Genomic DNA, 13,194 nt, shown 5'->3' on the forward strand with positions numbered 1-13,194 from the left:
TTTAGTCTGTGATACCTAGGTGAAATGTAAAGCATTGTGTAGTAATTTATCGCGATCGCAAACCTATAGCTATCCATAGAGTTGGGATCTGGAACCAGATTTTAATGGCACGGCTTAGCCGTGCCATCAAAATCTGGTTCCTTATTAAAAGGTTTTAAAATCACAAAATGGCTACACCATTTTGTGATTTGGTATTAACTATGCTAGATCTGCCAGACCAATTTTTAACTTTGCAAACACCTCGGCTCATCTTGCGGAAATTGACAATCGCTGATGCCAAAGATATTTTTACCTATGCGAGCGATCCCCAAGTTGCTACTTACACCCTGTGGGAAGTACATCAGTCAATTGATGATACCTATGCCTATTTAAACAATATTGCCTTTGAACTATATCGTTCTGGTAAAGGTATGGACTGGGGAGTAATTGACAAAGAAAGTAACAAACTGATTGGAACTTGTGGTTTGCACACTACGCCTACTCATCGACGTGCGGAGTTAGGATATGCATTAGCGAGAGATTATTGGGGACAGGGATTAATGACGGAGGCAGCAAAAGCAGCGATCGCTTTTGGCTTTCATGTGATGCAATTACTCAGAATCCAAGCCTTTTGTGCTGTAGAAAATATTGGTTCTGCAAAGGTTTTAGAGAAGACGGGAATGCAATTTGAAGGGATTTTGCATAATTATGTTTTCACTAAAAATCGTCCTTGGGATGTGAAGATGTACGCGATCGTGCGATCTCTAGATTTCTAACAAAACATCAGTTCGATATAGCCATTTGCGGCGTGCTTCGCACGCCACAAATGGCGAAAAATGGTAAGAATCGCTTAGCGATTCTTACCATTTTTCGCTTTCGTCGAACTGACGTTAATAAAAAGCTCTCGCTCAGCGAGGGCTTTTTTGATGATTAGTCAAAACCAAGGAGGTCAAAAATTTCGCGATCCTTCAGTGGTTGAGCATACAAAGGCTCAGCATTTTCCAGCATCCCTTTAGCCAGTTTGAGATATTCTTGCTGAACTTCGAGAACTTCAGGATCAGGGTCCATTTCAAACACTGTGCATTTTTTCAAACGACTGCGACGAATGGCATCAACGGTACGGAAATGAGCCAAGGTTTTCAGACCAACGCGATCGTTGAACTTGTCAATTTGATCGGTTCCTTCACTACGGTTAGCGATAATGCCACCAAGACGAACACGATAGTTTTTCGCTTTTGATTGAATCGCGGCGACGATGCGATTCATTGCAAAGATGGAGTCAAAGTCATTTGCCGTAACAATCAAGCAATAGTGAGCATGTTGCAATGGTGCAGCAAAACCACCACAGACCACATCGCCCAATACATCAAAAATCACAACATCAGTATCTTCTAGTAGATGATGCTCTTTAAGAAGTTTGACAGTTTGACCTGTGACATAGCCCCCGCAACCAGTACCTGCGGGAGGACCACCAGCTTCAATACACATGACTCCGTTATAGCCTTCAAACATGAAGTCATTAGTCTGTAACTCTTCAGAATGGAAGTCAACGGTTTCGAGAACATCGATTACAGTTGGCACCATTCTCTTAGTGAGAGTGAAGGTGCTGTCATGCTTGGGATCGCACCCAATTTGGAGGACGCGCTTGCCAAGGTGAGAGAATGCTGCTGATAGATTAGAGGAAGTGGTAGATTTACCGATACCGCCTTTACCGTAGACGGCAATCACCAAAGCACCCTCAATAACCATTCCTGGATCTTGATGTACCTGAACACTACCTTCTCCATCTTCACATTTAGTAATTGATGGTGGATGCGCTGTTAATACTGCCAAAATAAACTCCTATAAAACAACTATATTTATAAACTTCTATTGGGTGCGTTGCACCCAAATCAATTACTTCCCGATCGCTGCTTTTGCTTCGTAGAGAGTTTCTACGGTGATCGAAGTGAGTCCGCGATCGCTAGCAAATTTCTCAGTGTTGCGCTTGATTTTGCCACGTACAAAGAAGGGAATCTTCTTCAACTCAGCTTCACCATCAGCGCTCCAAGTAATTCCCTGCAACTCTTGAGTCACTTCCACAGGCGTAAGAACAGCTTGATTAGAACCACCTGTCGAGGCGATCGCGATCGCTTCTCCCACTGATTCAGTCGATAACGTTTCGCGGCGATTCTCCTGTGATGGCGCAGTATGCAGATGGCTCATATGACCTTCCGCAAACTCGAAGTCTTCACGGAACATCCCAATCAAATGCTCCTCTAGACCCATCATCAAAGGATGCACCCAGCTATCAAAAATCACATTCGCACCTTCCCAACCCATTTGGGGTGAGTAACGAGCAGGCACATCTTGAACATGGATTGGTGCAGAAATTACCGCGCAAGGGATACCCAAGCGTTTGGCAATATGTCGTTCCATCTGAGTGCCAAGCACTAGTTCTGGAGCGGCTTCAGCAACCTTGGCTTCCACAGCAAGATAATCATCACTAATCACGGCTTCGAGTCCGTGCTTTTTCGCCACTTCGCGTACTTCCCGCGCAAATTCACGGCTATAGGTTCCAATACCCACAAGGGTAAAGCCTAGTTCTTCCGTAGCAATTCTTGCAGCCGCTAAGGCATGAGTTGCATCGCCAAAGATGAATACGCGCTTACCCGTTAGATAGGTGGAGTCAACTGATCGCGAATACCAAGGAAGTCTGGAAGCATTAGCTTCGGAGGCTGATGATACTCTTGCAGCATCCCAGTTTCCTAAAGTATCAGATTGCGATCGCTGCAAAGCTTCACTAACATCAATATCCGCAACCCTGCCAATTTCTGCAATAAAGTCACGAGTTGCACCCACACCGATTGGCACTATCTTGACAACTGGTTGGGCAAAACTGCGGGTCAACCACGTACAAGTAGTAAGTGCGATTTCAGGATAGAGACAAATATTAAAGTCAGCATCGGGAATCCGCATCAAGTCATCTGGTGTTGCTCCCATCGGAGCGACTACATTCACATCAACGCCAATTTCCCCAAGTAGCTTAATCACTTCGCGAATATCATCACGACACCTAAAGCCTAATGCTGTTGGTCCTAAGATATTAGCTTTCGGACGAATATGAGGATCTCGCTTAGGTCTTGGTGTGTTTGGAGCAGGGACAACAGGCAAAAGTAAAGTGCGGACTAAGTGATATAGAGTTTCACTCGCACCCCAATTTTCTTTTTTAGAATAAGCTGGCAATTCTAAACTCACGATCGGAATTGGGATGCCCATCCCTTTAGCGAGAGAACCTGGCTGATCTTGAATCAACTCAGCCGTGCAACTTTCGCCAACCAGCATTACTTGAGGCTTAAATCTCTCATAAGCATCACGCACTGAAGTCTTGACCATTTCCGCAGTGTCACCACCCAGATCGCGAGCCTGAAAAGTTGTATAGGTTACAGGCGGACGGCGATCGCGTCGCTCGATCATCGTAAACAGTAGATCGGCGTAAGTGTCGCCCTGTGGTGCGTGAAGTACATAATGCACTCCTTCCATACTAGTTGCAATTCGCATCGCTCCCACATGGGGAGGACCTTCGTAAGTCCAGAGGGTTAATTCCATAGGTTATATATCAATTAGTTTAAAAAATAAGTGTGATTTGTAGAGCGCAAAGCGCTCTACAAATCACACTGTTAATCTTCTGCGTCTCTCAAGTGGACGGGCAAACAATTCTGCTAAGTCGGCAGCTTGGTCATAACCATGAATTGGTGAAAATACTAATTCGATTGACCACTTAGTTGCCATACCTTCGGCTTCGAGAGGGTTGGCAAGCCCTAAACCACAGACGGTAATATCAGGTCTAGCTTCACGACAGCGATCTAGCTGCTTTTCTACATCCTGACCTTCTGAAAGTGCTGTTCCAACAGGTAGTAGGTTAATCTCGCTGTCCATCAATAGGCGATCGATGTAAGGCGTACCGACTTCGATTAGTTCCATGCCACATTCTCTAGACAGAAAACGTGCTAAAGGAATTTCTAACTGTGAGTCGGGGAATAAAAATGCTTTTCGACCTGTCAGGGCTTGACGATAGCGCTCTAAAGCAATTTTGCCACGGCTTACAGAGGGGGCGATCGCCTGTTCAAACTGGTCATCAGCAATATTCCAAGCATCAGCCGCAGTCTTTAACCATGAAGTCGTTCCTTCGATCCCAAAGGGATAGGGCGATGGTAATAGGGTTGCGCCGCGAGCTATCAGTGATCGCACAGTCTCACTTAAAAATGGCTGTGCTAGTAATAATTTTGTCCCTTTCCCAATGGGCGGTAAATTTGCCGCACGACGAGGCGGAAAGAAATAAACAGGTCCAATACCCATTTTGTCAAATAGTCTTTGAAACTGGTCTTCTACCACATCCGCAAGGCTGCCAACCACCATTAGACTTGGTTCATCTTGGCTACGGGGCAATACGGGAACCATTGATCCTAGACAAGCATCTTCACCCTGAGTAAATGTGGTTTCAATGCCACTGCCAGAGTAATTAAGGATTCTGACTTTTGGAAAGAATCTGTGATTTAAACGTTCGGCAGCTTTGGCGAGATCAAGCTTAATTACCTCAGAGGGACATGATCCCACTAAGAACAAAGTACCAATATCAGGGCGACGCTCCAATAACTGATCGACAACCCGATCAAGTTCTTCGTTAGCGTCGGCAAGCCCAGCCAGATCTCGTTCGCCAAGAATTGCGGTTCCAAATCTTGGCTCGGCGAAGATCATCACTCCTGCCGCCGACTGAATCAAATGGGCGCAAGTTCGTGATCCCACCACAAGGAAAAAAGCATCCTGCATTTTACGGTGTAGCCAGACGATTCCTGTCAAGCCACAAAAAACCTCTCTCTGTCCACGTTCTTTAAGTACGGGCAGATCAGCGGCTGATTGATTTTTTATATGGGCAGGAACTTCTGTGCAAGGCTCTACAGCCATGTTTTGCTCTCCTATTGGGCTAAATCCCTAGTTTTTTCTTAAAAAGGCTAAGCCTTCATCTTTGGCAGGACTATGCCCTGTCTTATGTCAAAAAGTTGTTTGATTGCTAAGCAATCGAATAAGTTAATTCCCTTTACTATATTTAGTAAAGCCAAGAGATGGGGCAAAAAGTTGCAAAGGTTTACAGGAATCGCATAAGTAAAGGTGAGTATAAAGCGTCTACCTCTGCTGATAGCTTAGACGTAAAATAAGGAACCCAAACTTTGATGGCGCGGCTTCGCCGCGCCATCAAAGTTTGGGTCTTATCAAATTGCAGAACCCTTGTTGATATATTTGATGCTGAAAGGCAAAGCAACCGTAACTAAATGTTAGATTTTTGGACTAAAACCAGTGGGACTTGGATTAATGTTTTGGCGATCGCCTTCGGCACATTCCTCGGACTCATTTTACGCGGTCGTTTTCTTTCTCAGTCGTTACCTATTCTCAAGCAAGCGATCGGGCTAATCACCATGTTTGTCAGTATAAATATGGCAAATAGCTTACTTAAGGTTAAAGCTGGCGCTTTAGACGGAGTGATTCTATCGCTGATTGCATTAATTATTGGCGGTGTAATTGGTGAATTAGGTCAAATCGAGAAACGTTTAGAATCGGTTGGCGATTGGTTAAAAGCGAAATTTAAGGGCAAAGGTAAATTTACAGAAGGGTTTGTTGCGGCAAGTCTTTTGTTCTGTATTGGACCAATGGCAATTATTGGCAGTCTCAATAACGGACTCAGAGGTGAAGATAATCTTTTGGTTCTCAAGTCTGCTCTAGACGGCTTCATTTCAATCGTATTTGCTAGCACCTATGGAATTGGTGTTGGATTCTCGGCTTTGCCCGTTGCTCTGTATCAAGGCAGCTTATCCTTGCTGGCAGGAAATTTAGCGCAAAGCTTACCCGATCCCGCTAATGCTCAGCCTGTACTAATTATTACGGGCGTTGGAGGCTTAATGCTTTTGGGACTAGGTTTAAACTTGTTAGAACTCGCTAAAGTCAGAGTTGCATCTTTTTTACCAGCTTTAGCGATCGCGCCATTAGTTTACTGGTTAGCTGATAATCTCAAATAAAATTACAAGAATTCAGTCAGTAATATTATTGAATAGTCCAAAATTACACTTATAGACAATCAATAGATACAAAATACATGATCATCACTTATCACAATTGGCTTATCATGTTATTCACAAAGTATTAAATAAAGCGTCTAAATCTTCCGAGACTTTCTCTGTGTTGCTTTAATCTATAAATTGATAAATTATTTTACTTGATTTATCAAACGCTATATCTTAGGGTGTTTTTAGCTGTAGCTATAGTTTTTGTTGTCCTCTTTTAAAATAAATTTTCCAAATCAATTTATTTCACATTTAACTTTTCTAAATTCAGAAGTTTGCTCCACTTTATCTTTATACTGATCCAACAAATTTGATATTAGCAATGATATTACCTCAGGTTAATTGGAATACTCGATTTGCTCCAGCCAATGATAACCCCCAAAAAGCAAAGTTTGAGCCTGCCCTGGAAGGACTCAGAGGACTAGCAGCTATATGGGTTTTCTACTCCCATGCCATATCTTCATCATATGGATTGGATCAAGGATATAAACCTTTAGCTATATTTGGCGGAGGATTAGATGCCGTTCTCATCTTTTTTATCATGTCTGGATATGTTATTGGAATTACGAATACAGACAGTTTTTCTGGAGCTAAGGCTAATCTCTATTTACTGAGACGGGCTGTCCGACTATTGCCAATGTATTTATTAGCAATTGCTTTTTCCTATTTAGTTTCTCCAATAGATAGTTGGCAGACTGTCCTTGGCAATATTTTCTTTTTACAAAATCTTGTTGTTCCAATAATTTCAGGTAATGGACCTCTATGGTCGCTAAATTACGAATTCTTTTACTATTTAGCATTTCTTGCTATATGGCGTTTTAGACCCAAAATCATGCCAATCATGATTGGCGTTGTGATCATAGTTTTCGTTGGGACAGTTTTTAGAGGATTTCCAAGTATCCTAGTAAGCTATCTTACTGGATGGTTTTTTTGGTTGTTTGGTCTATGGCTTGCGTGGCGAGTGCCATCACAAAATCGTGAAGTGTCTGTTCCACTTTTGAGTGCAATCTTAGTACTTTTAGCCACATCGGAACTACATTTAGGCGGCACTCTATTTACTGTTCTCAAGCTCAATAATTCTGGCACTTTGGGGCTATTGAGTTTAGGTGATGTTGTATCTTTACCTGCTTGTATATCTTTATTTATACTAGTTGTAAATAGACCTATTCAATCAAATGCTGCACGATTGATCGGGGCTTTAGCCTTTCTGATGCCATTTTCTGCTATCTGTTACGGAGTCTTTTTAAAAAAAGGTGGTTTAGGCTCAGAAAACTGGATTGCAGCCGCAATTGAAATTGCTTTGGCAATTGCTTTGTTTTGGTTTAGATTAAGCCCTTCAATACTAAATCGTTTTGCTTTTTTTGGAAGTATTTCCTACGGGATTTATATCTTTCACGCTCCATTTATATTCTTCATTCGCAATTACTTTCCTAGCTCAGTCTCAGGCACTATATGGACTTTCATATTGCGATTAATCTTACTCAGCATTTTTACCCTAGTCTTGTCATATCTTATGGAATTAAAAATCCAACCTAAGATCAAAACTTGGTTTCAACGCAATATTGTAGTTAGGTTTAAAACTAATAACTAAGGCTTAAGGTTCTGCGATTTAATAAACAACAAGATTATTTGAGATAAGTTTTCGCTACGTCTTAAAAATTTTTGTTGTTTATTTTAACGTCAGTTCGACAAAAGTGGAAAGCACGCCGCAAATGGCTATATCGAACTCACATTATTGCTACTTTAACCCAATGCACAAAATGGCTAGACTGTTTTTTGTTGTTAAAACCTTTGTCGGGTTGGCTATACCAATTCACAAAAGTGTGCCGACACTTTTGTGAATTGGTATAGCAATGTTAAGTTGTGCTTAGATATAAAAAACAAAGGATAAGTGGCGGTGCGAAGCACCGCCACTTATCCTTTGTTTTTTGCTCTATCGTTGCCATATAACCTCACAAATGAGTATTGCTTATTTGGAGAGAATCAAGCCTTACAAATTCTTCTTCCTATGCTATATAGTTAAATAAGCTCCTCTGTGGCGTGCGTGACTACCGATAATGTGTCTTGATCGATAATTGTTTTCTAGGAGTCTTCGTAATCTCCGCCGCAGTAAACCAGACTTGGATCTGGGAACTTAAGTTAGGCTGAGAGCCAATGCTCCACCTGGTTTTACCGGGTCAAACAACTGAGGTAAGACGGCGTTGCGGAGGGGTGAAAAATCAAAGTTTTTAAAAAATGGCTCTGTGCATTGCACAGAGCCATTTTTAAAAACTTTGGGAAAATGCTTGCATTTCCATCAAACCATGCTATATTAACTAAGCGAAACAACGCGGGGTAGAGCAGCCTGGTAGCTCGTCGGGCTCATAACCCGAAGGTCGATGGTTCAAATCCGTCCCCCGCCATTTATATGTAAAAAAAGCTGCATTATGTGCAGCTTTTTTGCGTTTTAAGCGTTGGTAATACTTCTAAATAGATATCCAACTACTACACCAATAATCAATGCCCAAATTTGACCAGACTTTACAAAGTTATTCCAACCTTTTCCTAAATCGCCCATTACATCTTGCTTAAATTGTTGGGCTAGTAAATCCATATTGATATGTGAGTTGAGATCGGCAATATGGAAATGTAAATTGCTAGGAACATCGATCGCTGAAAAATGAAATGATAAGTCAGCGCTAGTTACTAAATGTTGAGCTACTTCAAACATAATATTTTAGTCTTGGGTTAATTTACTAGAGCTTTATCTTTTATATGCAGAACCACTAGGGTCATGTCATCAGTATGAGTATGCCCTTCTCCAATAAAGTTTTGCACTTCTTGGAAGATGTAGTCAAGAATCATCTGGGGGCGAGTTACATCATCAGATAAGGGAAAGCAATTTTGACAAGCCCAGTCTAGGGCTTTGCGGAGATTTTCTTCGTCAAAGCGATCGCCTTCTGGACTAGCCGCCTCAGTAAAGCCATCGGTGTAATAGATGACGACATCACCTGAATTTAGGTGAGTACTGCGCTCTTCATACTTTGATCCTGCCTCTAAGCCTATCAAAGCACCCATTGTATCGAGAGCATGAACAGATCGGGTTTTAGCTCGCCAATGTAAGGCGGGAGTATGGGCAGCGTTACTAAAGGAGAGTATTTGGGTTTCGGGATCATATTCTGAATAAAACATGGTCACGAAACGATGAGATTTCTCTAGATCTTCATACATTACCTCATTAAGATGTTCCAGAATTTTGCTGGGAGAATGGTTATTTAATACTTCCGCTCGCAACATTCCTCTTGTCATCGTCATGATCAAGCCTGCGGGGACACCCTTACCCATGACATCACCAACGACAAAACTCCAGCGATCGCCTTTTTGCATCGGGATAAAGTCATAATAGTCGCCACCCACTCGGCTAGCCGTAGAGCAACGCGCTGAGATCTCAATGCCTTGAATCTTGGGACAGTTGCGAGGTAAGAGTTGGCGTTGGATTTCTGCGCCGATCTCCATCTCCCGATCTTGACGCTCTTTTTTGATTAATTCGGTAGTGAGTTCATGATTTTCTAAACCTACTGAGGTTTGATCTGCAACAAGGCGCATCAAAGTCCGCTTGTTATCTGTCCAAATATAATCAGGTTTGCGGCTAAAAATATAAAGACGACCCCGCACCGCATTTTTGACTAAAACTGATGTGCCGTACAAATGAACATCGGCACCAAGGTAACGGCTGACCATCTCATCAAGAGCGGTTGGACTGCCTGTTAAAACCTGTTGGATAGCCCTCTCGATCGCTGTTCTAACTTGTTGGGCTTTCATGCCGCCTTGATTGCGCTCAGGACAATGCAAAGACTCTAGGCGCATTTGTCCACTTGCTTTAAATAAAATTAGCGCACCACCATCGGAGTCAGTCACACGACTGGCAATTAGGGGAATTAATTCTAGAAACTGATTGAGGTTACTAAAGCTGCGGAGAGCGTAACCCAAAAAGCTCAGCAGCTCATGGATTTTATTCTGATCCTGGCTCATCCGTCTGAGCAGGTCTTTGAGATCCTTCATTACCATCACAGAGGCATTGTCAATATCTGGCTGTGATGGAAGTGATCTATTTCTAGGTGGCAATGATAGAGACATACCAATGCTGCAACGCTAGGTGGTTTGAATGAAAGCTAATTTAGTCAAACAGTGTAGCCTTAGTTGGACAGAAATTAACAAACGATTTCAGGAATTTTCTAAAAGTATTTTTGCGGCGCGGAGTGCCGCAAAAAACTAGTTACTTAATAATGCTTCGACAAATTCATAGCTTGAAAAGGGGCGCAAATCTTCAATGCCTTCACCTGCGCCAATAAATCTAATTGGTAGACCAAGTTGTTGGACTACAGCGATCGCCACACCACCTTTTGCTGTGCCATCTAGCTTCGTAAGGATCACGCCTGTGATCCCTGCGGATTGGGCGAAGACTTCGGCTTGTTTGAGTCCGTTTTGTCCGAGGGTGGAATCTAGCACTAGCAAAGATTCGATTTTGGCATCGCTGGATTTTTTATCGACGATGCGGCGAATTTTGCTGAGTTCTTCCATCAGATTTTTCTTGTTTTGCAAACGCCCTGCGGTATCGACAAGTAATAACTCAGTGCCTCTAGCTTGAGCCGCGCTAATCGCATCAAAGACAACGGCAGCAGGATCGGCATTTTGGGCAGGGTTGCAAATTACATCTACATTTGATCTTTGTCCCCAACTCTTGACCTGTTCTACGGCAGCTGCACGGAAGGTATCAGCAGCAGCAATCAGGGTTTTGTAACCAGACTTGACGCTTAGGTGTGAGAGCTTACCAATCGTTGTAGTTTTACCAGCACCATTTACACCAGTGATTAGCCAAATATTCAGTTGATTCTTTTCGGGAATCAGCATAGGGATCGGCTCACCGCCTTTCTGTGCTGATACATCAAGCATCTCGCGCAGAATTTGCTTGAGATAGGCGATCGCTTCTTCAGGTGGCAAAACTTCTTTACGCAGTTTGTCTTGGAGCTTGGCAATAATTTGATCAGTTGCCTTAACGCCAACATCAGCCTGCAATAGCAAAGCCTCAATATCATCAACTGAATCAGCGCTGAGCGGTCCTTGTCCAACGATCGCTTTTAGTTGATTAACTAATGATAAACGGGTTTTATCTAATCCTTGACGTAAACGATTTAGCCATGTGATCTCTTCGACAGAGATTTCTTCGGGGCGACGACCTTGGGATGCGAGAACTTCGGCTGACCAAATAAAATCATCATCAAACTTGATGGTGGCTTTGCGTCTAGAGGTAACTTCAGGTTTGACTTCTGGTTCTGGCTCAATGATCGCTGTGGCTTCAAGAGCGGCAATCCGAGCTTGGCGATCGCTTTCGGACTGCATCCAAAAAGGCACTGCTTCAGGTTCAGGGGTAGTTGCTTCTGCGGAAATAACTTCAGCGATCGCAGGTTCAACGGATGCAGGAACTTCAGTGGCTGCTTCTGGAGATATTTCTGGAGATATTTCTAGGGGCGACTCTGCAACTGGCTCGGTAATTTCTGGCGCAGCTTCAACAATTGCAGGTTCGGCAACTGGCAATGCAGTAATAACCTCAGGCTCACTAATTTCTGGAGCAACATCTGATTCGACAATCTCAGGTTGAGCAAGTTCAAGATCAGTCGTGTTGACATCTGGCTGATTAATTTCTGTCTTTGGGGATTCTGCTTCAGATGCTTGATCTTCCGCAACTTCGGCTTGTTGTTGCACATTGGCATAGGCAGCCTTCGCCCAATTTAATAAATCTTGTGATGCTGGTGATGCGATCGGGCTAGTACCATCAGTAGGTGCAGATTCAGGCGTTTTTTCTTCAGTTTGAGCTGTCTCTACAGGTTGGTTATTCGCATCTTTGTCATCATCAAACTTTCGCCGAAACCAGTTAAACACCATACTAATACCCTTGCGCCATGCCTGAATCTATATTCAATAGTTTTTAGAAGATGCGAAGATCTCTCAAAAATTATTGAATATGTGGTCAATTTACTAGGATAGTTTACGGTGTATAGGTTATTAGCACTAAATCAAATCTAGACGGTTTTCCGAAATCCATAAAAAAAGAAGCGACGCTTTGCGTCGCTTCTTTTTTTATGGATTTATTTCTTTTTAATATCTTTTGCCATGTTGAGAAATATATCCATACTCGAATCTACGCGAGTATTAATCTTTGGCTCAAATGTGGGTTGTGGCTTTGGTTCAGAAACACTACTGGTAGAAACATTAATTTCAGAACCTTCTGTTTTCTCGGTTGCTGATATGATTTCTGTGATTTCAGCACCTTTGACACCGTTAATAGTTGGAAATGTCTTTTTGACAGCCTTGGGTGTACGCATGTAATCAATGTTGCCAAAGGTTTTAGCGGAATCTTCATCAAGAAAATAAGATGATTCTGTGTTATCTGAATCCCCTTTTTTGTCCTTTTTGCCAAACAAGCCGAAAAGAGCCATGTATTTATACCTACTTTTCTAAAATTGGGTTGAATTTGTTGTTTTATTGCGATGTGTAACATTTTAGCAACATACAGTGCAATCGCGATCGCGATGATCGCGATGATGTTTAACAATAAAAAAAGCAGCACTTAGTGCTGCTTTTTTTTGATTCATGGCGCAAAGCGCCTCTTTAATTACAATCTGTAGTTAGCGTTGTTAATCCGCTCACGCCCCATAGACTCATCAGGCTTTTTGAGAGTGAACTTGTCAGCATTTGCTTTGATCAGTTCTTTTTGTGCTTCATTTAAACCATCGATTTCTAGCACCTCAGTTAGTGACTTGTAAGGCGCATTTTCAATAATGATCCGACCTAAGGTTGGATACATACCACGTACTTGACGGAAAGTGTTGATATTAGCGTTGTTCAGGTCGATTTTGCTAAGATCTTGTGTATAAAAATTGGTAGCAGGTAATTCTTCGGCAAATGCAGAGTTACTGCCAAAAGAACCTAAAAAGCCAGTTGTCAAAATTGACGCGATCGCCACTAATAAAACAGAAAAGCGTATAAGTGCTTTCATGCCTAAAGTCTCTCTATTAAAAAAATAATTTATTCACTTTCGAGATTAGCAGAAAAGTGGAAACCCAAAACCTTAGGGCTGGCA

At 42.4% G+C, this 13,194-nt stretch carries 11 protein-coding genes, 1 tRNA gene and 1 other RNA gene; 5 read left to right on the forward strand and 8 right to left on the reverse strand.

The features are described from left to right. The first annotated feature begins 167 nt into the window (after window positions 1-167). Window positions 168-755, forward strand: a complete 588-nt coding sequence (locus ABM313_RS01295) for a GNAT family N-acetyltransferase (RefSeq protein ID WP_434685900.1) — start codon at window positions 168-170, stop codon at window positions 753-755. 154 nt (window positions 756-909) lie between these two features. Here ABM313_RS01295 and bchL read toward each other — a convergent pair whose 3' ends face one another. The 3 genes from bchL to ABM313_RS01310 form a co-directional block, all read right to left on the reverse strand. Next, window positions 910-1,782, reverse strand: a complete 873-nt coding sequence (gene bchL, locus ABM313_RS01300) for a ferredoxin:protochlorophyllide reductase (ATP-dependent) iron-sulfur ATP-binding protein (protein ID WP_181016150.1) — start codon at window positions 1,780-1,782, stop codon at window positions 910-912. A 93-nt stretch (window positions 1,783-1,875) separates the two neighbouring features. After that, a complete protein-coding gene (gene bchB / locus ABM313_RS01305; RefSeq protein WP_434685901.1) occupies window positions 1,876-3,567 on the reverse strand; it encodes a ferredoxin:protochlorophyllide reductase (ATP-dependent) subunit B in 1,692 nt (563 codons plus the stop codon). A 63-nt stretch (window positions 3,568-3,630) separates the two neighbouring features. Next, a complete protein-coding gene (locus ABM313_RS01310; protein WP_434685902.1) occupies window positions 3,631-4,923 on the reverse strand; it encodes a ferredoxin:protochlorophyllide reductase (ATP-dependent) subunit N in 1,293 nt (430 codons plus the stop codon). 365 nt (window positions 4,924-5,288) lie between these two features. Between ABM313_RS01310 and ABM313_RS01315 the strand changes: the two genes are divergently transcribed. The 4 genes from ABM313_RS01315 (at window position 5,289) to ABM313_RS01330 (ending at window position 8,476) form a co-directional block, all read left to right on the forward strand. After that, window positions 5,289-6,029 (forward strand): DUF554 domain-containing protein, encoded by a 741-nt coding sequence (locus ABM313_RS01315; protein WP_434685903.1) that lies wholly within the window; start codon window positions 5,289-5,291, stop codon window positions 6,027-6,029. A gap of 367 nt (window positions 6,030-6,396) precedes the next feature. Further along, a complete protein-coding gene (locus ABM313_RS01320) occupies window positions 6,397-7,665 on the forward strand; it encodes an acyltransferase family protein (RefSeq protein ID WP_434685905.1) in 1,269 nt (422 codons plus the stop codon). Between the two features lie 436 nt (window positions 7,666-8,101). Further along, window positions 8,102-8,288: non-coding RNA, 6S RNA (gene ssrS, locus ABM313_RS01325), on the forward strand. 114 nt (window positions 8,289-8,402) lie between these two features. Beyond that, a tRNA-Met gene (locus ABM313_RS01330) sits at window positions 8,403-8,476 on the forward strand. Window positions 8,477-8,520: 44 nt separating this feature from the next. On the opposite strand, the gene ABM313_RS01335 is transcribed toward ABM313_RS01330, so the two are convergent. From ABM313_RS01335 to psbU, 5 genes are all read right to left on the reverse strand, one after another. Further along, window positions 8,521-8,784, reverse strand: a complete 264-nt coding sequence (locus ABM313_RS01335; RefSeq protein WP_434685906.1) for a hypothetical protein — start codon at window positions 8,782-8,784, stop codon at window positions 8,521-8,523. Between the two features lie 17 nt (window positions 8,785-8,801). Next, a complete protein-coding gene (locus ABM313_RS01340; protein WP_434685907.1) occupies window positions 8,802-10,190 on the reverse strand; it encodes a PP2C family protein-serine/threonine phosphatase in 1,389 nt (462 codons plus the stop codon). A gap of 135 nt (window positions 10,191-10,325) precedes the next feature. Next, window positions 10,326-11,996, reverse strand: coding sequence for a signal recognition particle-docking protein FtsY (gene ftsY / locus ABM313_RS01345; protein ID WP_434685909.1), 1,671 nt, complete (start codon window positions 11,994-11,996; stop codon window positions 10,326-10,328). Window positions 11,997-12,199: 203 nt separating this feature from the next. After that, on the reverse strand, window positions 12,200-12,550 hold the full coding sequence (locus tag ABM313_RS01350) for a hypothetical protein (protein WP_434685910.1): 351 nt from the start codon (window positions 12,548-12,550) through the stop codon (window positions 12,200-12,202). A 176-nt stretch (window positions 12,551-12,726) separates the two neighbouring features. Then, the gene (gene psbU / locus ABM313_RS01355; protein ID WP_434685911.1) at window positions 12,727-13,110 is read right to left on the reverse strand and encodes a photosystem II complex extrinsic protein PsbU; all 384 of its coding nucleotides are present in this window, start codon (window positions 13,108-13,110) and stop codon (window positions 12,727-12,729) included. Window positions 13,111-13,194 lie beyond the last annotated feature (84 nt).

The sequence above is a fragment of the Pseudanabaena minima str. Chao 2107 genome, from assembly GCF_051131155.1.
Lineage (GTDB): Bacteria > Cyanobacteriota > Cyanobacteriia > Pseudanabaenales > Pseudanabaenaceae > Pseudanabaena > Pseudanabaena minima.

What these genes read in the sequence shown, in the direction of transcription:
- ABM313_RS01350 (WP_434685910.1), bottom strand. Translation starts at nt 12,550, where the DNA reads ATGGCTCTTTTCGGCTTGTTTGGCAAAAAGGACAAAAAAGGGGATTCA.
- ABM313_RS01310 (WP_434685902.1), bottom strand. Translation starts at nt 4,923, where the DNA reads ATGGCTGTAGAGCCTTGCACAGAAGTTCCTGCCCATATAAAAAATCAA.
- ABM313_RS01335 (WP_434685906.1), bottom strand. Translation starts at nt 8,784, where the DNA reads ATGTTTGAAGTAGCTCAACATTTAGTAACTAGCGCTGACTTATCATTT.
- ABM313_RS01340 (WP_434685907.1), bottom strand. Translation starts at nt 10,190, where the DNA reads ATGTCTCTATCATTGCCACCTAGAAATAGATCACTTCCATCACAGCCA.
- ABM313_RS01295 (WP_434685900.1), top strand. Translation starts at nt 168, where the DNA reads ATGGCTACACCATTTTGTGATTTGGTATTAACTATGCTAGATCTGCCA.
- ABM313_RS01315 (WP_434685903.1), top strand. Translation starts at nt 5,289, where the DNA reads ATGTTAGATTTTTGGACTAAAACCAGTGGGACTTGGATTAATGTTTTG.
- bchB (WP_434685901.1), bottom strand. Translation starts at nt 3,567, where the DNA reads ATGGAATTAACCCTCTGGACTTACGAAGGTCCTCCCCATGTGGGAGCG.
- ftsY (WP_434685909.1), bottom strand. Translation starts at nt 11,996, where the DNA reads ATGGTGTTTAACTGGTTTCGGCGAAAGTTTGATGATGACAAAGATGCG.
- psbU (WP_434685911.1), bottom strand. Translation starts at nt 13,110, where the DNA reads ATGAAAGCACTTATACGCTTTTCTGTTTTATTAGTGGCGATCGCGTCA.
- ABM313_RS01320 (WP_434685905.1), top strand. Translation starts at nt 6,397, where the DNA reads ATGATATTACCTCAGGTTAATTGGAATACTCGATTTGCTCCAGCCAAT.